Source organism: Dyella sp., assembly GCF_035685805.1.
GTDB lineage: Bacteria > Pseudomonadota > Gammaproteobacteria > Xanthomonadales > Rhodanobacteraceae > Dyella_A.
The window spans coordinates 1-19,491 of record NZ_DASSAB010000035.1; the positions used below are offsets into that span (position 1 = coordinate 1).

The window sequence follows — 19,491 nt, forward strand, 5'->3', positions numbered from 1 at the left end:
GCGCTTCTGGGCATCGCCCTCGGCGATCACGCCTTCCTTCTGCAACTGCTGGGCATAGAGGTCGCGGGTGGTCGGGCGCTTGCGGATGATCTGGTACATCAGCGGCTGCGTGGCCGCCGGCTCGTCGGCCTCGTTGTGGCCGTGGCGGCGGTAGCAGACCAGGTCGATCACCACGTCCTTGCGGAACGTCTTGCGGAACTCGTAGGCCAGGCGGGTGACTTCGATCACCGCCTCCGGGTCGTCGCCATTCACGTGGAACACCGGCGCGTTGACCATCTTGGCCAGGTCGGTGCAGTACATGGTGGAGCGGGCATCCTGCGGGTTGGACGTGGTGAAGCCCACCTGGTTGTTCACCACGATGTGCATGCTGCCGCCGATGCGGAAACCCCGCGCCTGCGACATGTTGAACAGCTCCATGTTCACGCCCTGGCCGGCCAGCGCCGCATCACCGTGGATGAGCACCGCCATCGACTGCTGGTGCTCGGTGTCGCGGCGGCGCAGCTGGCGCGCGTGGACCGAGCCGGCCACCACCGGGTTGACGATCTCCAGGTGCGAGGGGTTGAACGCGAGCGCCACGTGCACGCCGCCCTTGGGCGTTTTCAGGTCGGACGAGAAGCCCATGTGGTACTTCACGTCGCCGGAGTAGGACGGGTCGTCGATGTGGTCGAACTTGCCCTCGAACTCGTCGAACAGGGTCTTGGGCGACTTGCCCAGGATGTTGACCAGCACGTTCAGGCGGCCGCGGTGGGCCATGCCGATCACCAGCTCTTTGATGCCGTTGGCGCCGGCCGCGCGCACCACGTCGTCGACCAGCGGAATCAGGCTGTCGCCGCCTTCAAGCGAGAAGCGCTTCTGGCCGACGTACTTGGTGTGCAGGTAGCGCTCCAGGCCTTCGGTGGCGGTCAGCGCGGTGAGGATCTGCAGCTTGCCGTCGTTGTCCAGCCCTGCGCTGCCGTTGGCCTGCTCCAGCCGCGAGTAGATCCAGTTGCGCTGGTTGTGATCGCTGATGTACATGAACTCGGCGCCGATCGTGCCGGCGTACACCTTCTTCAGGCGCGCCAGCAGCTCGCCCAGCTTCAGCCGATGGCCGCCGCCGGCATAGGTGCCGCAGTCGAACTCGGTATCCAGGTCGGAGTCGGCCAGCCCGTGGAAGGCCAGGCCGAGGTCCGGCGCGTCCATCTTCTGCGCCAGGCCGAGCGGGTCGAGGTTGGCGGCAAGGTGGCCGCGCGAGCGGTAGGCGGTCAGCAGGCGCAGCACACCGGCCTGCTTGCGCGCGTGCTCGTCGCCGACCGGCGCCGGAGCCACCGCGCTGCGCCGCTGCTTCTGTGCGGCCTCAATACGCGCAATGGCCGCGGTGTGGGAGACATCTCCCGTCGCGCGGCCATTGAAGGTCTGGAAATAGGTGCCCCATTCGGCGGAGACCGAGCCCGGGTCGCTCAGCCATGCGTCGTAAAGTGCTTCGACATAATCGGCGTTGCCGCCTGCGAGTTGGGAGGATTCGAAAAACTCGCGGATCAGGTTTGTACTCACGTCACCACCGGTCGGGGAAGGGAGGCCCGCCAGCGCTGCCTTGGATGCAGCGAATGGCTGGCAAAAATCCCGTTAATTATAGACCCGGGCTGCTGCGCCGCGGCAACCCGCGGGCGCCAGAAAACGGCGCTGCGGTCAGCGTTGGGACACATCCGACATGCCGTGACGGGGCCGCACGTGCAGCCATGGCGGGGAAGGCGGCCGATGCGCGCCCGAGCCGCGGGTGCGCCGGGGCGTTCAGCTGGCGTCTACAGATGCAGCGCCTGCAGCTCCACCGCCCGCTCGGCGCGTTCCCACACGGCGTCGAACTGTTGCGCCAGTGGCGCCTGGCCGGCACGGTCGTGGCGCGCGGCGCGGCCCTGCGGGCGATCGTGCTCGGGCAGCAGCAGGTAACCCCCGGCATCGTTAAGCAGGCAGGCAGACCGGTTGGCCAGGTCGATCTCGTCCACCGGTCGGCGGATCTCGATCACGCTGGACAGCCGTTGCGCCAGCGCCACCAGCCGGTGTCCATCGCGCAACGGGGCGCCGGTGTCGTGCAACAGGATGCGGATCCGCGCGCCGCGACCGGACGTGGCGATGCGGCGGATCTCGGCCAGTTCCTGGGCGCTGTTGAGCGTGTCGACGTCGAATTCGGGTAGCTGGATCGCCAGCACGTGGCGGGCGTCCTGCAGCAGTGCGACCCGGGCCTCCTCCACGCTGGCCCGGTCGTGCGCTGCCAGCGCACCGGGATCACGCGGGGCATGTGTCGGGCGTGCGGCTGCCACCAGCGGCTTGCGCATGGCCTGGTGCAGCCGGCCTCCCTCCTCGAACAGTTCGCCGTCGCTGGCGAAGCCCTCGCGGCGATAGAAATCCACCGCATCGATCTGCGCATCCAGTCGCACCTCGGGCCAGCCGAGCGCGCGGGCGCGGTCGACCAGCTGGCGCAGCAGCGCCACGCCGACACCCTGGCGACGCCATGCAGGCACCACCGCCAGCCGCCCGATCTGGTGGGTGGCGGTGAGTCGTGCGGTGCCGATCACGCGGTTGGCGTCATCGCGGGCAATCAGGTGGAAGGCATCGTGATCGAGCTCGTCCGCCTCCAGCAGACCCGGCACGCCGAGCTCTTCCACGAACACGCTCTGGCGCACGTGCAGCAGCGCCTCACGGTCGCTGGCACGCGACCATTCTGCGCTGACGATGTGGAAGTTCTCGAGCTTCATCGGCGGCGGGGTTTGCGCGCCACCAGGTGGCCGTCATCGAGCAGGGAGATCAGCAGGGCGCGGTCGTCGGCATCGACGGCGGGGTCGACTGCGAGCTCGCGGCTGGCGCACAACTGCTGAGCCAGCGCGGCGCTGGCCGCGTAGGCATGGCCGTTGGCAAACAGCGTGCAGCCCCGGCGCGTGCGGGCCCACGCAAGCCGCGACCACGGATGGCGCAGGAACACCGCGCCGCCCGCCAGCAGCTTGTCCAGCGCGGCGGCGGTGGTGGCGCGCTCGGCCGGCGCCGGGTTCTGCGCCAGGCGATAGCGGGTGATGAACTGGCCGAACCAGTCCAGTACGGTGGCATCGTTGAGCGCTGTGGCAAACGGCACGGCGGCGCGCAGGCGCTCGAGCGCGCTGCGGTCGATCTCGCCGGCGCTGCGTGCCGGACCGAGATCGGGGTCGGTGTAGCGCGCTTCTTCGGGCAGCCGCTCGGCCAGGTAATCGGCGAGGTCCCCCACCAGCTCGGCCTGGGACGGGGCCCGCATGCCGATGGAGAAGGTCATGCACGGGCCGCCGAAGGCGACGCCGTCGTGGCCGATGCCCGGCGGCAGATAGAGCATGTCGCCGGCATCCAGCAACCATTCGTGCGTGGGCTCGAACTGCTCCAGCTGCTTCAGTTCCACGTCGTGGCGGAAATCCTTCGGCGCGTCCGGATCGGTACTGATCGCCCAGTGCCGCTGGCCCAGGCCCTGCAACAGGAACACGTCGTACTGGTCCACGTGCGCGCCGACGCCGCCGCCCGGCTCGGCGTAGGACACCATCACGTCGTCGACCCGCCAGCTGGGCAGAAAGTCGAAGTGATCGAGCAGGGCGGCCACGTCGGCATCCCACTTGTCCACGTCCTGCACCAGCAGCGTCCAGTCGGCGTCGCCGGTGGTGGCGAAGTCGGCCTCGGCGAGCGGACCGGTCTTCACCTTCCAGCGGTCGCGCTTGGGGTCGTGGGCGATCAGCCGCGACAGCGCGCCTTCCTCGCAGGCCAGTCCGGCCAGGTCTTCCGGGGCGATCGGCGGCACGAAGCCGGGGAACGCGCCGCGGATCAGCAGCGGGCGTTTCTGCCAGTAGTCGCGCAGGAACTGGGCGGTGGACATGCCGAGCGGCTGGCGCGCGGAGCCGCGCACCTCGATCGGCAGCGCTTTGCGGGAGGGCGAGGTCAGTGTCATCGGCGCATTGTAGCGACTGCCGGCAAGCTCGCGATGCCGGACGCGGCGGGTGTGTCGGCATATGCACATGCCGAATCATCCTTTTGTGGGTGCCATGGCCGGGGGCAAGCTGGAACGATCCCGTTTGGACGTCCAAAGGCCGTTGTCCGTGAACGCATTGCAGGCCCAACTCGCCAGCTCCCCCGGCCTGCCCGAAGACCGCCAGGCGCTGCTGCGCCAACTGGTCGACGCGCTGGAGCCGGCGCAGCTTTACTGGATCGCCGCCTATGTCGCCAACCAGGCGGCGCATCCGGTCGCCCGCACGCCGGCCGCGGCCGCCGCCGCGAGCACCCGGCTCACCGTGCTCTACGGCAGCCAGACCGGCAACGCGCGCCGTGTCGCCGAGCGGCTGGCCGCCGATGCGGAAGCGGCCGGTCTAAGCGTGCGATTGCTGCGTGCCGGCGCCTACGCCACGCGCGAGCTGGCGCAGGAGCGCTACCTGGCCGTGGTCATCAGTACCCAGGGCGACGGCGAGCCGCCGGATGACGCGCGCGGGTTGGTCGAGTTCCTCGCCTCGCGCCGGGCGCCGCCCTTGCCGAAGCTGCACTACGCCGTGCTGGGTCTGGGTGATTCGAGCTACCCGCAGTTCAATGCCACCGGCCGCGCCGTCGATGCTCGCCTCGCCGAGCTCGGGGCCCGGCGGCTTGCGCCGCTGGCCGAGGCGGACGTGGAGATCGATCCGGTGGCGACGCCGTGGGCCGAGGCGGCCATCGCGCGCCTGCGCGAACACGTGGCCGGCGACCTGCCCAGCGCGTCCGTCACGCCGCTGCGGGTGGCGCCCAGCCGGCCGCAGTACAGCCGAGACCAGCCGTTCCCTGCAGCGGTGCTGGCGAACCAGCGCATCGTCTCGCGCGACAGCGCGCGCGATGTGCGCCACCTCGAGTTGTCGCTGCAGGGGTCCGGCCTGCGCTACGTCGCCGGCGATGCGCTGGGCGTGTGGCCGCGCAACCCGGCCGCGCTGGTGGCCGAGCTGCTCGAGCTGCTCGGGCTCGCGGCGGCAACCGAGGTGGAACACGCCGGCAGGCGCCAGTCCTTGCACGCCTGGCTGACGCGCGAGCGCGAGCTGACCCGCCTCAGCCGCCCGCTGGTGCAGGCGCAGGCGGAGCGGTCCGGCAGCGACGCATTGCGGGCGGCGCTGGCGCAGCCCGACCGGCTGGCCGCGCTGCTTGCCACCCACCAGCCGATTGACCTGATGCGCGCCTATCCGGCCCGCTGGGATGCCGCCGCGCTGGTGGCCGCGCTGCGGCCGCTCACGCCGCGGCTGTACTCGATCGCCTCCAGTCCGCTTGCCGTGGGCGAGGACGAGGTGCATCTCACCGTCGCCGTGGTCGATTACGAGGCGCACGGCGCGCGTCACGTCGGCGCGGCATCCAGCTGGCTGGCCGGCGCGGACGAGCAGGCGACGCTGGATGTGTTCATCGAGCCGAACGAGCGCTTCCGGCTGCCGGCGGATGGCAGCCGCGACATCATCATGATCGGCCCGGGCACCGGCGTCGCGCCGTTCCGTGCGTTCGTGCAGGAGCGCCGTGACGGTGGTGCCACCGGGCGCAACTGGCTGCTGTTCGGCAACCGGCATCAGGCGCAGGATTTTCTCTACCAGGTGGAATGGCAGCAGGCGCTCGCCAACGGCGCGCTGCACCGCATCGACCTGGCCTTCTCGCGCGACCAGCCGGAGAAGCGCTACGTGCAGCACGCGCTGCGCGAACGCGGCGCCGAACTGTACGACTGGCTCAAGGGCGGCGCGCATCTCTATGTGTGTGGTGATGCCGCGCACATGGCGAAAGACGTGCATGCCGCGCTGGTCGACGTGATCGCCACCCACGGCGGGCGTTCGCTCGACGCGGCGCAGGCCTGGCTATCCGAACTACTGCAGGACGGGCGCTACGCCCGCGACGTGTACTGACATGAGTTCTCCCACATCCCCCTCGTTGCTCCCCGTGTCAGAGATGGAGCGGGTCAAGGCGGCCAGCCGGCTGCTGCGCGGTTCCATCGTCGAAGGGCTGGCCGATCCGGTCACCGGCGCGATCAGCGACGACGACAACAAGCTGCTCAAGTTCCACGGCAGTTACCAGCAGGACGACCGCGACCTGCGCGACGAGCGCCGCCGGCAGAAGCTGGAGCCGGCCTATGCCTTCATGATCCGCGCCCGCCTGCCGGGCGGCGTGGTGACGCCGGCGCAGTGGCTGGCGTTCGACCGCATCGCCACCGAGTACGCCAACGGCACGCTGCGCATCACCACGCGCCAGACGTTCCAGTGGCATGGCGTGATCAAGCGCCAGCTCAAGCCGACCATGGCGGCCATCAACCATGCGCTGGCCACCACCATCGCTGCGTGCGGCGACGTGGTGCGCACGGTGGTGAGCAGCGCCAATCCGCTGGTGTCCGACACGCACGCACTCACTTGCGACTGGGCCACCCGCCTGTCGGAGCATCTGGAGCCGGCCACGCGGGCGTATCACGAGATCTGGCTCGACGGGGAGAAGGTCTCCGGCGAGGAACACGAGCCGCTCTACGGTCCCACCTACCTGCCGCGCAAGTTCAAGATCGGACTCGCCATCCCGCCGCTCAACGACGTGGACGTGTTCGCGCAGGACCTGGGCCTGATCGCGATCATCGAAGGCGACACGCTGCTCGGTTTCAATGTCGCCATCGGCGGCGGCATGGGCGCCACCCAGGGCGACCCCAGCACCTATCCGCGCCTGGGCAGCGTGATCGGCTTCGTCACGCCCGAGCAGCTGATCGCCGTGGCCGAGGGCATCGTCGGCGTGCAGCGCGACTGGGGCAACCGCAGCGAGCGCAAGCACGCGCGGCTGAAATACACGCTCGATCACCGCGGGCTGGATGCGTTCACCGCCGAGCTGGCGTCGCGGCTCGGCTTTTCGCTGGCGCCGGCACGGCCGTTCCACTTCGAGCAGAACGGCGACCGCTACGGCTGGGTCGAAGGGCACGAGGGGCGCTGGCATCTCACCTTGCAGATCGAAGCCGGCCGTCTCGCCGACGTCGGCCCGGTGCGCGCGCTCACCGGCCTGCGCGAACTGGCCAAGATGCATGGTGGGACGTTCCGCATGACCTGCAACCAGAACGTGGTGGTGGCCGACGTGGCCGCTGCCGATCGCGCGCGCATCGACGCGATCGTCGCAGCGCACGGGCTGGACGGCTACACCCGCGGCAGCGCGATCCGGCGCCACGCCGTGGCCTGCGTGGCGCTGCCCACCTGCGGCCTGGCGATGGCCGAGAGCGAGCGCTATCTGCCGCAGCTGCTGGCGAAGCTGGAGGCGCAACTCGCCGCCCACGGGCTGACCGACGCGCCGATCCTGCTGCGCCTGTCCGGTTGCCCGAACGGGTGCTCACGGCCGTACCTGGGCGAGATCGCGCTGGTCGGTCGTGGGCCCGGGCGCTACGACCTGCGCCTGGGCGCGGACTTCCGCGGCCAGCGGCTCAACCGCGTCTATCGGGAAAACATCGACGAGGCGGCCATCCTCGAGGCGCTCGATCCGTTGTTCGCCCGCTATGCGGCCGAGCGCACGCCGGCCGAAGGTTTCGGAGATTTCCTGCTGCGCGTGGAAGCACTGCAGGCACCGGTGCGCATTCCGGCGGAGGTGCTGGCGTGAATCCCAGCTATCTCCGCGATGCCGCACGCGATCCCGCGGTGCTGGCCCGGCTGGATGCCTGGCTCGGTGCGCAGGCCGCCCCGGGCCGCGTCGCCTGGGCCCTGCGCAATGTGCCCGGGCCGCTGGTGATGTCCTCCAGCTTCGGCGCCCAGTCGGCGGTGATGCTGCACATGCTCACGCAGCAGCGGCCGGACATCCCGGTGGTGCTGATCGACACCGGCTACCTGTTCGCCGAGACCTACCAGTTCGTCGATGCGCTGACCGAACGGCTCAAGCTCAACCTCAAGGTGTACCGCCCCGACATCGGCACCGGCTGGATGGAAGCGCGCCACGGCAAGCTGTGGGAGCAGGGCGAGGAGGGCCTGAGGCGCTACAACCAGCTGCGCAAGGTCGAGCCGATGCAGCGCGCGCTGGACGAGCTGGGCGCCACCGGCTGGTTCACCGGCCTGCGCCGCGTGCAGTCGCGCAGTCGCGAGCAGATCCCCTTCATCCAGCGCCGCAACGAGCGCTGGAAGTTCCACCCGCTGGCCGACTGGCGCGACCGCGACGTGGGCCATTACCTGCAGCAGCAAGGTCTGCCGTACCACCCGCTGTGGGACAAGGGTTACGTGTCCATCGGCGACACCCACACCACCCGCCCGTGGGAGCCCGGCATGGCGGCGGAAGACACCCGCTTCTTCGGCCTGCATCGCGAATGCGGCCTGCACGAGGCGGTGTGATCGCCCGGCCGGCCCCGGGGCAGCCACGCGGCGATGCGGCTCCGCGTGGTCGTGTAGCCGCACACGCGTCTCGCCCGTCTATCTCGTCAGCCCGCGCCCTCGACGCCAGAGAAGCCTCGTTAGCAAGCAGCACTCGCTCGTTGCATGACGGGGACAGCACAGGGCAACCCATCCGATTGCTCCCTCTCCGCCCGGAGAGGGGCGGAGCGAGGGGCACGCTGACCTCGAGCGCGCAACGATTCGTCGCGATGCCGACGCCTGTCGGCGCGCCAGCGCAGCCGCCGCTGCATCCGGCACGGTGCCCGCCTCGTTACGCGCGCACCTCCGCCCTGGACGCAACGCGCGTCGCGCGCTCGCGCCACTGCGGCGCGGCCGGCCAGGCAACGTCCTCACCGCCTGCCACGTGCCGCGCGACCGCCTTGCGGTCCAGGTGCGGCGCGAAATCGACGATGAACTCCAGCGCGAAATCGCGCAGCACGCCCTCGCGCCGCAGCACGATCCAGGTGGTGCAGGAGGCAAACAGGTGGTCGGCCGGCAACGCGCGCAGATCGGACGAGTCGGCAGGCAGCAGCGCCATCTCGGCCAGCACGCCCACGCCGAGGCCGGCCCGCACATAGGTCTTGATCAGATCGGCATCGCTGGCCGTCATGGCGATGTGCGGTGTCAGCCCGGCCGCTTCAAATGCGCGGCGCAGCGAGGAGTCCGGCTTGATCGAGGAGTCGTAGCTGACCAGCGGCAGGCTGGCGAGCTCCGCCAGCGTGGGCGCTCGGCCAAGCGCAGCCAGCGGATGATCCCTGGGCACCAGCACGCGGCGCTGCCAGCGGTAGGCCGGCAGCGCAATCACGCCCGCGGGTGCCGCACCGGCGGTGCTCACGATCGCGAGGTCCACGCCGCCGCTTTCCAGCAGGCCGAGCAGCTCGGCATCGGCCACGGGCTGCAGGTGCACGCTCACCTGCGGGTAGCCGCGGTTGAGCGCGGCGATCGCGCCGGGCAGGGCGAAACGGGCCTGGGTGTGGGTGGTGCCGATGCGCAGCGTGCCGCAGGCCTCCTGGCGCAGGTTGGCAGCCACGGACTGGATGTTGGCGACCTCCGCCAGGATGGCGCGGGCCCGTTCAAGCACGTGGGCGCCGGCATGGGTGATCGCGTCCAGACTCTTGCCTTTGCGGTTGAACAGCTGGAACCCGAGCTCGTCCTCCAGCTGCTTGAGCTGCTTGCTCAGCCCCGGCTGGGTGGCATGCACCCGCTCGGCGGCACTGGTGATATTGAGTCCGGAATCGGCGATGGCGATCAGGTAGCGCAGCTGGGTCAGCGTCATGCGAACGCTCCGCGGTGGGCGCCGTGCGTGAAACGCGTACGGCAGCGACGGAAGGGCAGGCGGGCGACCTGGAAAGGGCAATTCATTTGGACGTCTATACATCTGTTTGCTGCGATGCGTCAAGCGAAGAGTGGCGCCGCGTGGCGTGGGCGCCGTGAGGCCGGTCTTATGCTGCTGCGCTATATGTCACGGCGCAAAAATCATTTGTGGACCGTGGCTTGCATTTCTAGCGTGGCCGGATGCGCCCCATGGCGCGCCCCTCCTGATGGCCGTGCCGATGAAGCTGTATCCCCTGTTTGCCGACCTCCGTGATCGCCCCGTGCTGGTGGTCGGCGGTGGTGCCGTCGCCGAGCGCAAGGCGGCGGCGCTGGTGGACGCGGGGGCACGGGTCACGGTGGGTGCGCCGGCCTTGTCGCCACTGCTCGCCCAGTGGGCTGAAGGTGGCCGCATTCGCCATCGGGAGGGGCGCTTCGAGCCGCAATGGCTGGACGATGCGTGGCTGGTGATCGGCGCCACCGACGACGCGGCAGTGCATCAGCAGATCGTGGAGCTGGCCCAGGCACGGCGCGTGTTCGTCAACGTGGTGGATGACGCCGCGCGCTGCAGTTTCCACGTGCCGGCGGTGATCGACCGGGCACCGATCACCATCGCCATCTCCAGCGGCGGCGACGCGCCGATGTTCGCGCGGCTGATCCGCGAGCGGCTGGAAACGCTGCTGGATCATTCGCTGGGGCCGCTGGCCACGCTCGCCGCCAGGCTGCGCAAGCGCATCCGCCTGCGCCACCCGGACATGGCCGCGCGGCGGCGCTTCTACGAATGGCTGTTCAGCGACACCGTGGCGGGGTTGCTGCGCAGCGGCCGCGCCGCGGAAGCGCAGGCGGCCGCCGAGCATGCGCTGGCGTCGCCGGTGGCCCAGAGCGCGGGCAGCGTGGTGCTGGTCGGTGCCGGGCCCGGCGATCCCGGCCTGCTCACGCTGCGCGGGCTGCGGGCGCTCAACGAAGCGGACGTGATCCTGCACGACCGGCTGGTCAGCGCCGAGGTGCTGGCGCTGGCGCGCCGCGACGCCGAGCGTATCGAGGTGGGCAAGGAATCGGGCCATCACCACACCACCCAGGAGGGCATCCACGCGTTGATGCTCGAGCACGCGCAGGCCGGGCGGCGGGTGGTGCGGCTCAAGGGCGGCGACCCGTTCGTGTTCGGTCGCGGCGGCGAGGAGCTGGAAGCGCTGCGCGCGCACGGCATCCGCTACGAGGTGGTGCCGGGCATCACCGCTGCGGTGGCGTGCGCCGCGTATGCCGGCATCCCGCTGACCCATCGCGACCACGCGCAGTCGGTGCGCCTGCTCACGGCGCACTGCAAGGCATCGCACGACACGCTGGATTGGCCCGCACTGGCGCGGGAGCGGCAGACCCTGGCCGTCTACATGGGCGTGGCCCAGCTCGAGGCGTTCCAGCAGCGGCTGATCGCCCACGGCCGCGCGGCATCGACACCCTTTGCCCTGGTGGAGAACGGTTCGCGCCGCGAGCAGCGGGTGATCACCGGCACGCTCGGCCAGCTCGCGCAACGCGCGACCGAGCACGCGGTGCAATCGCCGGCGCTGCTGATCCTGGGAGAAGTCGCCGCGCTGGCCGGATCGCTGGCCTGGTTCGGCGCGCCACCGCTGGATGCGGCCGCGGCGCAGGCGCCCGCCATGCCGGACATGCGCCGGCCCGCACCCAACATCCCCGACCTGCCGGCCCGCGAGGCCCTGCTTGGCGCCATTCACCGCGGCTGAACACCATGCCCCCGGCGCTGGCGCATCATGGCCGGCGCTTTTTCACTTTCGGTCAAGGAGCTCCTCATGATCTACCAAAGCATTCTGGACACCATCGGCAACACCCCGATCGTGAAGCTGCATCGCCTGGCGCCCAAGGGCGTGGACATCTACGTCAAGGTGGAGGCGTTCAATCCCGGCGGCTCGGTGAAGGACCGCCTCGCGCTGGCGATCATTCTCGATGCGGAAAAGCGCGGCACGCTCAAGCCGGGGCAGACGGTGATCGAGGCCACCTCCGGCAACACCGGGGTGGGCCTGGCGATGGTCTGCGCCGCGCGCGGCTACCCGTTCGTGGCGGTGATGAGCGACTCGTTCTCGATCGAGCGGCGCAAGCTGATGCGCGCCTACGGCGCCCGGGTCGTGCTGCACCCGGCCGCCGAGCGCGGCACCGGCATGGTGAAGAAGGCCGCCGAGCTGGCCGAGAAGAACGGCTGGTTCCTGGCCCGCCAGTTCGAGAACCCGGCCAACCCGGCCTACCACCGCAGCACCACCGGACCGGAGATCCTGCGCGATTTCGCGGGCAAGCGGCTGGACTACTTCGTCAGCGGCTGGGGCACCGGCGGCACGCTCACCGGCGTGGGTGAAATGCTCAAGCTGGCCCGGCCGGACGTGAAGATCATCGGCGCCGAGCCGGCAGGTGCTGCGCTGCTCGCCGGCAAGGAGTGGCAGCCGCACAAGATCCAGGGCTGGAACCCGGACTTCATTCCCAAGGTGCTCAACCGGGACGTGGTCGACGAGATCAAGCTGATCCCCGACGAGCGCTCGCGCGAAGTGGCCCGTGCGCTGGCCGCGCAGGAGGGCATCTTCGTCGGCCTGTCCTGCGGCGGCACGCTCGCCGCTGCGCTGGAAGTGGCCAAGGATGCACCGGAAGGCACCGTACTGCTCGCGATGCTGCCGGACACCGGCGAACGCTACCTGTCGACGTACCTGTTCGAAGGCGTCAACGAAGGCTCCGACGACATCGAGTAAATCCCGTCTGCCGTGTGTCGGGGAGTCGGTTCGTCCCTAGGCACGGCTTTTCCCCAGGTTGCGACCTGCGGCTTACCTCGACACTCAGGGGTTTCCGCCTCGCTTCACCGCCAGGTCGCCCTTGCGTGCGCCGGGAACGACGACCCAGCCCGGGCTCAACGTGAGCTTCCAGCCGTGGCCATGACGGTCGGATGCGCCGATGCCTGCGGCTGACACCGTGGCGATCTTCGCCTGCTGGTCGACCCGCGCATCGCCATCCACCTCGAGCACGCCCCAGTCGTCGTCCAGACGCAGGGTCGGATAGACGGTACCGAGGTCGCCCAGCGGTACCAGGGTCTGCGGATTGAACTGGAGGCTGCTGTGGTCGAGCGGTAGCACCAGCACCGGGCCGTCGACCAGCTTCGCCGTCAGTTCTGCGAGATGGGCGCGGCGCACCTCGTCGCGCTTTACTTCGCTGGTGCGCAGTGTCCCGTCGTCGTAGGCCGCCTTCCGCGCCTTGAGCGTGGCGAACGCCGGTGGCGGCAGCCGCAGGGCCTCGCCCAAGAGCTGATCCAGCCGCTGGCCGGGTGCGAAGTGGCTATGCCAGCCCGGATCCGCCTGGTCCAGAAGCAGGCCGTAAGCCGGGCCGGTGGCGTAGGCGAACGAGCGCACGAAGCTTGGCGCTTGCACAAAGGCAGTCAGGTCGTGCAGGGCATAACGAATGCGCGCCTGCGACGTAGTCAGGCCGAGTCGCGTGCCGGTGTATTCCGCGATGCCCTCATTCGCTTCCAGGTCGTTCTCGTTGGTCGCGGCGGCCGGAAACAGCCGGTAGCGCTCGTTTCGGAACAGCAGCGCATCGGCAACGGCCTGCCGGCGAGCTGTGGTTGTCGGTGCGCGCAGCGCGGCCGCCAATGCCCGCCACTCCAGCTGGATCAGGTAGCGGCCCTCCAGGGTATCCAGATGCCGGTTGTCGCCTTCCGGCAGCGTCATCTTCAGCGCCGGCTGGATGCGGTGGAACATCTCGTGGGCGAGCATCACGTGCCGTTGGTCGGCGTCGCCCGGGCCGGGCCAGAGGATCTCGCTCCAGCGGATGCCAGACCACTCGATTGAGGTGTTCGCCAGGATCACCGACGCCGGCAGGGTACCGGCGAAGAACGCCCCGGAAGGTTTCAGTACGCCGCGGCCGTCCGCGCGGTTGGCGACGACGTCGCGGTCGATCGGGTCCACCAGCACCATTGGGCCGCACAGGCTGTGCCCCCAGAAGGCGCCCGCATCCCGTGTGCATATTGCCTCGGCTTCGCCGAGGACCTCGGCGGCACCGGCCGGATCGAGGGCGCCAAACGCCGGTGCCATGGCGAATAAGGCGGAGGCGGCGAGCCCGAGTGCAAGCGCCTGCCGGGAGCGTCGCGCGGCGAAACCGGATGCCATGGTGATCCCTCTACGATGGATGTCGTAGTTTGTACGATGGGCATCGTACCAAGTCAATCCGGCAGAAGGCCTGTCACGGGCGGCCGTCCCATTCGATGCGGTTCTGTGGTGTCACTGTCAGGGCAAGGATCGGCTGCTGCGCGGCGTCCAGCAGGATGACGTGGCCGCCGTGCTGGCGGATGCGGTCGCGGGCCAGCGGTTGCCGCCCCACGGTGGCGCCGAGCACCCGTCCGCGCCGGATACGTAGCGCAAACGAACCCGCGTCATCGTGAGCGAGGACGAATACCGTCGGTCCGAAGATGCTGGAGTGGTAAAGGTCGGGCAGCGATGTGTCGGCCTGCCCCAGTCGCCCTCCGGCCAGCGCAAGTAGGCACAGCGCCGAGAGTGCCAGGGCCACCGGACGTGCGCCTGCTGCCGGCGTCCCGGAGGTGGCTTCGGCACTGAGCAGGCGGTGGATGCGCGCGACGAAATCACCGTCGCCGGTGACCGCCATCGCCAGTGCTGCCGGGGCTCGCCGCTCGGCAAGGCGGACCAGCCCGCGGGCGAGCGCTGGCGGCGAGGCGCCGTGGCGAATGGCCAGCGCGTCGCAACGCATCTCGCGTTCGCGCATCACCCGGCGATAGAGCATCCACGCGGCAGGGTGGAACCAGAGTGCCGCCAGCGCGATGCGCTGCAGCAGATTCCAGCGGAAATCGCGCTGCTGTACGTGGGCCAGCTCGTGCAGCAGCAGGGCCTCGCATTCGGCCTGCGGCAGATGCACCAGGGTGTCGGGCACCAGCACGACCGCACGCCACAGGCCGACGACCTGCGGCGAGGCAACCTGCGCCATCTTCACGTCGGGCACGGCCATGCCCATGTGTCCGCTCGCCAGGCGATGCACGATTCGATACAGCCCGGCCGGCGCCGCTCGGCAAGGCAGGCGGGCCAGTTGTCGGACCTCCCGCAGGAGGCCCAGCAGCATGGTCAGGCCACCCATCATCCACACACCGGCCAGCGGCAGGGCCAAGGCGAGAAAGCTGCGATAGCCAGCCATGTGCCGTGCGAGTTCCGCGACCGGGGAGCCATGCGGCGGCGCGATGCCCACGCGGCTCACTGTCCAGTGCAGCACTCCTACGGTGATCGCCGGCAGCACGGCGATCGCCGCGAGATGGATGCAGGTCAGGCGATGGCGCGCGGCCGGAGACCACCGCCCCGCGGCGCGCGCCCAGCCCAACCACGAGAGCATCACCAGCGCGCCCTGCAGGCACACCGCCGCCAGTCCCCACACTTCCAGACGTGCGAGGTAAGCGGCGGTGAAGAAACTCACGTTCCGCCCTCGAGCTTCTCGATCATCGCCTTGAGCTGGGCCAGCTCCTCCGGTGCCACCGGACGGGCATCGAGCGCCTGCATGGCCAGCGCCAGTGAGGAGCCTGCGAATGCGCTGTCCATCCAGCCGCGGACCAGCCGGTTGAGGATGGGCCGCTCAGACGCCGCTGCCGCGTAGACGTGTTGACGGGCGTCCTCGCGGCGGCTGACCAGGCCCTTGGCCAGCATGTTCTGCATGATCTTCAGCGCGCTGGTGTAGCCGGTGTCGGTGTCTGCGTAGACGGCCTCGTGCACCTCGCGCACCGTCAACGGGCCGCGTCGCCAGAGCACCTGGAGGACTGCCAGTTCCGCGGTGGTGGGTGCAGCGGTTTTCATCCGCGCAGCATGCGACGCGGAAGCGAGCCAGGCAAGCGAGCTACGCCAGGCAAGCGCCGACGCGATGCGGTCCGCAAGGAACGACTGGAGGAACAGGCGAGCCCTTGCCCATCGGCTCGCGGTCGCCGAGCCAGCTCAGGCACTTTTCCCCCGCCACGTCGCCGCCTGCGGCGACGGTCCCGGCCGCACGCGGCGATACAGCTTTTTGCCGTAAATCCCCAGCGACATCACCACCAGCAGCACCAGCACGAACTTCACCGTGGAACTGCTCGCCTCACCGATGAACACCGGGCCATCCAGCGCCGTCCACAGCATCAGCGCACAGGTGAGCACGCCCAGTGCCAGTTCCAGCTGCCGCAGTCGCGGTGTCCAGTGCCCCTGAATGATTACCGCGGCAAACAGCGGCAAGTTCAGCAGTAGCGCCAGCAACAGCCACGGGGCCTGGCGGTGGCGAAAGGTGTCGGTGTAAGTGAGCGCGTCATACGCGGCCGCGGCGGCGTGTCCGTGCAGGGTCACATCAAGTAGCCAACGCGGCTCGATCAGCACGAACAGCCCACAGACAATGCCGACCATCGCCAACACCATCGACGTGCGCCCACCCGCGACGCGGCCGCTGTCGCGCGGTTTCCACGGTGCGCGCTGCGGCCAGCGGCGCCGGCTCCATTGCGCCAGGCCAAAGGCGATCACCAGCACGCCCGGCCACCACAGCGACGGCAGCACGCTGCCCACCCACCAATGGCCGAGCATTTGCAGCACATCCGACACCGAGCCCAGCGGCTGGTGGAGCGCATCAACCAACCCGAGCGCCCACAGAATGACCAGCCCCATCACCGTGGCGCGCACAAAGCGCTGGCCATCCGCAGGGTCGATGATGGTGAGGGCAGGGCGATAGCGCGCTGCCACTTCTTCTGGACGGCCGAACTCGCGCAGGAATGCGGTCGCCATATCCGCATCCGCAGCCAGGCCCGCATCCGCCGCGCGGGCCTGCAACTCCTCGTGGAGCAAGGCACGCAGCTCGAACGCCACGTCATTGCGCTGGCGACGCGGCAGACGCAGCGCCACGTCGGTGATGTACGACTCGATCACATTGTTCGCATTCATGCCTCGTCCTCCAGTAGCCGGTTCATGGCGGCGTTGATGCCGTGCCAGGACGCCGTGAGCTGCTTGAGCAGCTTGCGGCCCTGCGCGTTCAACGCGTAATAGCGCCGCGGCGGGCCGTCCTCGATCTTCCACTCGCTCTGCAGCCAGCCCTGCGTCTCCAGCCGACGCAGCAGCGGATACAGCGTGCCCTCTTCGATCGGCATGCCCTTGGCCGCCAGCGCCTGGCGCAGCTCGTAGCCGTAGCGCGGTGCCTGCAGCTGCGACAACGCAGCCAGCACCACCGCGCCCCGGCGCAGCTCCAGTTCAAGTTTTGCGGAAGTCTCTGTATTACCCATGTGGCGAACAGTACTGTGCGTCGCACAGTGTGTAAACAGATTTGTGCGACGGACGGCGGGAGGAGGGCTTGCCGCACTCCGGAGCAAGGCGCAGCACGTGTCGCGCGATACAAGCCGGCGCCGATGCCTCGGCATCAGCGCGGGCTCGTCATCGGCGCCGGGGAACGCTGTGCGCTGATCGTCGAGCCTCTGATCCGGCCTCGACCTGTACGTGATTCACGTGGCGACGCATCGCGCGTGTTCGCGTCTGAGCGGGTGGCACCAATCGCCACCGCGTTCGCAGCGATACAGCGATGTCCTAGCTGGCCAGCTCGCCGGAAACGTAGGCGACCAGCTCCCGGGTGTTTTTCACAAACTCGGCTTCCAGGTCGATGTCGCACTTCTTCGCGAGGACCATGATCGACCACAGGCAGTCCGACAATTCATGACCAAGCTTGGCCTTGCAGCCGTCAATATCCCGAACACCGGCATGGGCCTGAACCAGCTTCGCCAGGTCACCGACGTCACCCATGAAACCAAGCGCAAGTTCCTGAGTGGTCCACACGCGACCCCACCTTTTGATCTCCAGCTGTTCGTAGAGATCGTTCAGCTGCTGCGCTGATGCTTGAAGGTCGCTGAATTTCATGTTCCGCCTGACGCCTGAATTAAGTCGCGCTGCGAAGCAGCGTCGGCTTGCGTGAATTGTTAGGCATTTCTTCTGCGATTTACGAGGAATTTCTCGTGCAAGTCGCTGAGGTTCTGGGTTCTGTGTCCGAGGTCATCAAGTCGTTCAAACAGCTCATGCTCGTCTGGCAGGGATACAAAGCGGAGATAGTCAAAAAGCGCCTCACAGGTCAAGGTGACAAGCGCCTCCAGCAGCTGTGGCCTAGGTCTGCGCCACCCCATATTGGCTCTGTATGAATGATCGTCGAGCTTTTCTAGGTGGTACTCAAGGAGGTCTTGCCAATTGCCATGAATGGAATGAGATCCTCCTCCGAAGACAGCGAGATAGGCCTGATCCAGGCCTACTCTCCTGGCTCTCTCGTAGAGATTGAGGCCATTCCAGTTGCGTTGTTTGTTTCCAGAAACATCATCTCGCGTTAGATCAGATGCGCGAAAACTGGAAAGAATGGACTTGATCATCCGATCTTCGATTGGCAGAACGAGCCCGTTCCTGGCGGCGATGTTCTCTTCGATTGTCTCAATTAGCTTTAACTCATGCTGAAGAGAATAGATCCGATAGGATCTGAAAGTTTCGTAAGAGGCATTGGCGATCAAATAGCGGAGATTGACGATGCATTCAAATATCAGTCGAGCTAAGACGATCGACATTTCCCTGCGATGCTTGCACGTTTGATCTAGCAGGGAGTCGATGAGTTTGTAGAGTCGAACGAGATGGCCGCCGAGCACTGCTTCATCACGACTCCAGACGCCATTTTCATTCTTGTAGATGTTCGCTGCTACGCAGACGTAGGAATCAGTCTCAATGAGCAGGTCGAGAGCCAAACTGACGTAGTCGCTTTCAGAGGTGAACTGCTCAATCGCATCGGGGTCGATTGGGGTTGCCGAAATGTCAGCGAGCATTCTCGCGATAGGATCCTGTTGAGCCATGAGATGCCTAACGCCTGAATTAAGCCTCGCCGCAAAGCGGCGTCGGCTTGGATGAATTGTTAGCTGTCACTTGCCGACAAGCAAGTCCGCATGAACTGTTTGCCAAGGGCAGTAATGCGCACCATCTTCTTGGTGATCTTGGCTTTTTGATTTGGCGCAGCCTCGATTTGCTGCTTAAGTCCTGCAATGAATGAGCTCGATTCCAGAGGGTCGTAGACTTCTTGTGCAGTGTAGTGGTCAAATTCTGGAACTTCCGCGATGCCAAGTCTGCAGAGGTTGTTGATATAGGAAGGCGTCATGTCAGGAAACTCGCAGCCCGCTTCTTGGCCAAGAGTGGAGTAGTGTTCAACTACATTTCTCATGCCTTGTTGCCCCGACATCTGAATCCCGAGAGAAATCAGTGCTAGCGGTCTGTTTAAGGAAAACAGCTTTAGAAGCTTGGCTTCATCTGAGGTCAATTGCTTGATGATGTCAACAAATGCGGGGTGCGCACCCTGGGCAGTATCCTTGTTCATGGACGAGGCCAAGAGGTTGGCATACAGATCGCTTAGCGAGCCCTCGTGTCCTGTGTACCGAAGTGCTTCAAGCGCCGGACCGGCGACATTTGGTTTTGGTGGAACAATGTTCTCGGGTGGTACGGTCTTCAGTCGCTCAGAAACCTTTGTGGCAACGAACTCCCTTATCTGATCATATCCCCATACCAATGCACTCACAGGCGCTAAGGCGATATGTACCGTCTTTGCAACTGTCTGTAGTGCCCTTCCTACTTCTTGGGCAGCTGGCTGGGCGACGTCTTGATACACAGGTACCGCCTTCGCGATTCCTGCGATGGCATCAGCAGCATCTCGGATCTTATTCTCGTCACCCACGAACTTCCCCTGTGACAGCTAACGCATACTAGACCCCACATCGGGGCATATGCACCGATCGTCCTTTGCGTGAGGTGCCGGGGTCAAGCAGGAATTTTCCGGCGTGGGCAAT

17 protein-coding genes are annotated in these 19,491 nt (G+C 67.6%); 5 read left to right on the forward strand and 12 right to left on the reverse strand.

Going from position 1 to position 19,491, the window contains the following annotated elements; all coding sequences use genetic code 11:
- The 3 genes from VFG40_RS08860 to VFG40_RS08870 form a co-directional block, all read right to left on the reverse strand.
- A partial coding sequence (locus VFG40_RS08860) for a thiamine pyrophosphate-dependent enzyme (protein WP_324896990.1) occupies window positions 1-1,530 on the reverse strand: 1,530 nt, incomplete at its 3' end.
- A gap of 248 nt (window positions 1,531-1,778) precedes the next feature.
- The gene (locus tag VFG40_RS08865; protein ID WP_324896991.1) at window positions 1,779-2,729 is read right to left on the reverse strand and encodes a GNAT family N-acetyltransferase; all 951 of its coding nucleotides are present in this window, start codon (window positions 2,727-2,729) and stop codon (window positions 1,779-1,781) included.
- Complete coding sequence (locus VFG40_RS08870; RefSeq protein ID WP_324896992.1) at window positions 2,726-3,931, reverse strand: JmjC domain-containing protein; 1,206 nt, start codon at window positions 3,929-3,931, stop codon at window positions 2,726-2,728. Before VFG40_RS08870 ends, VFG40_RS08865 begins: the two co-directional genes overlap by 4 nt.
- Window positions 3,932-4,079: 148 nt before the next feature.
- On the opposite strand from VFG40_RS08870, the gene VFG40_RS08875 reads away from it, so the two are divergent.
- Genes VFG40_RS08875 through VFG40_RS08885 form a run of 3 tightly spaced genes read left to right on the forward strand, consistent with a single transcriptional unit; the run spans window position 4,080 to window position 8,300 of the window.
- Window positions 4,080-5,873, forward strand: a complete 1,794-nt coding sequence (locus VFG40_RS08875) for an assimilatory sulfite reductase (NADPH) flavoprotein subunit (RefSeq protein WP_324896993.1) — start codon at window positions 4,080-4,082, stop codon at window positions 5,871-5,873.
- Between the two features lies 1 nt (window position 5,874).
- Window positions 5,875-7,581, forward strand: coding sequence for an assimilatory sulfite reductase (NADPH) hemoprotein subunit (gene cysI / locus VFG40_RS08880; RefSeq protein WP_324896994.1), 1,707 nt, complete (start codon window positions 5,875-5,877; stop codon window positions 7,579-7,581).
- On the forward strand, window positions 7,578-8,300 hold the full coding sequence (locus VFG40_RS08885) for a phosphoadenylyl-sulfate reductase (RefSeq protein WP_414649275.1): 723 nt from the start codon (window positions 7,578-7,580) through the stop codon (window positions 8,298-8,300). Before cysI ends, VFG40_RS08885 begins: the two co-directional genes overlap by 4 nt.
- A gap of 310 nt (window positions 8,301-8,610) precedes the next feature.
- On the opposite strand, the gene VFG40_RS08890 is transcribed toward VFG40_RS08885, so the two are convergent.
- On the reverse strand, window positions 8,611-9,615 hold the full coding sequence (locus VFG40_RS08890; protein WP_324896995.1) for a LysR substrate-binding domain-containing protein: 1,005 nt from the start codon (window positions 9,613-9,615) through the stop codon (window positions 8,611-8,613).
- 277 nt (window positions 9,616-9,892) lie between these two features.
- On the opposite strand from VFG40_RS08890, the gene cysG reads away from it, so the two are divergent.
- Window positions 9,893-11,389, forward strand: coding sequence for a siroheme synthase CysG (gene cysG / locus VFG40_RS08895; RefSeq protein ID WP_324896996.1), 1,497 nt, complete (start codon window positions 9,893-9,895; stop codon window positions 11,387-11,389).
- A 66-nt stretch (window positions 11,390-11,455) separates the two neighbouring features.
- Window positions 11,456-12,397 (forward strand): cysteine synthase A, encoded by a 942-nt coding sequence (gene cysK / locus VFG40_RS08900; RefSeq protein ID WP_324896997.1) that lies wholly within the window; start codon window positions 11,456-11,458, stop codon window positions 12,395-12,397.
- A gap of 84 nt (window positions 12,398-12,481) precedes the next feature.
- Here cysK and VFG40_RS08905 read toward each other — a convergent pair whose 3' ends face one another.
- From VFG40_RS08905 to VFG40_RS08940, 8 genes are all read right to left on the reverse strand, one after another.
- On the reverse strand, window positions 12,482-13,804 hold the full coding sequence (locus VFG40_RS08905) for a hypothetical protein (protein ID WP_324896998.1): 1,323 nt from the start codon (window positions 13,802-13,804) through the stop codon (window positions 12,482-12,484).
- Between the two features lie 73 nt (window positions 13,805-13,877).
- Window positions 13,878-15,110, reverse strand: a complete 1,233-nt coding sequence (locus VFG40_RS08910; protein ID WP_324896999.1) for a M56 family metallopeptidase — start codon at window positions 15,108-15,110, stop codon at window positions 13,878-13,880.
- Window positions 15,107-15,484, reverse strand: a complete 378-nt coding sequence (locus tag VFG40_RS08915) for a BlaI/MecI/CopY family transcriptional regulator (protein WP_324897000.1) — start codon at window positions 15,482-15,484, stop codon at window positions 15,107-15,109. The genes VFG40_RS08910 and VFG40_RS08915 overlap by 4 nt, the downstream gene beginning before the upstream one ends.
- Before the next feature lie 135 nt (window positions 15,485-15,619).
- Window positions 15,620-16,546: a hypothetical protein gene (locus VFG40_RS08920; RefSeq protein WP_324897001.1), complete on the reverse strand. Its 927-nt coding sequence runs from the start codon at window positions 16,544-16,546 to the stop codon at window positions 15,620-15,622.
- Window positions 16,547-16,581: 35 nt separating this feature from the next.
- On the reverse strand, window positions 16,582-16,920 hold the full coding sequence (locus VFG40_RS08925) for a PadR family transcriptional regulator (protein ID WP_324897002.1): 339 nt from the start codon (window positions 16,918-16,920) through the stop codon (window positions 16,582-16,584).
- A gap of 298 nt (window positions 16,921-17,218) precedes the next feature.
- The gene (locus VFG40_RS08930) at window positions 17,219-17,545 is read right to left on the reverse strand and encodes a nucleoside triphosphate pyrophosphohydrolase family protein (RefSeq protein WP_324897003.1); all 327 of its coding nucleotides are present in this window, start codon (window positions 17,543-17,545) and stop codon (window positions 17,219-17,221) included.
- A gap of 59 nt (window positions 17,546-17,604) precedes the next feature.
- Entirely contained in the window at window positions 17,605-18,483 is an 879-nt protein-coding gene (locus VFG40_RS08935) for a DUF5677 domain-containing protein (RefSeq protein ID WP_324897004.1), read from the reverse strand.
- A gap of 86 nt (window positions 18,484-18,569) precedes the next feature.
- The gene (locus VFG40_RS08940) at window positions 18,570-19,379 is read right to left on the reverse strand and encodes a DUF4393 domain-containing protein (RefSeq protein WP_324897005.1); all 810 of its coding nucleotides are present in this window, start codon (window positions 19,377-19,379) and stop codon (window positions 18,570-18,572) included.
- Window positions 19,380-19,491: the final 112 nt, after the last annotated feature.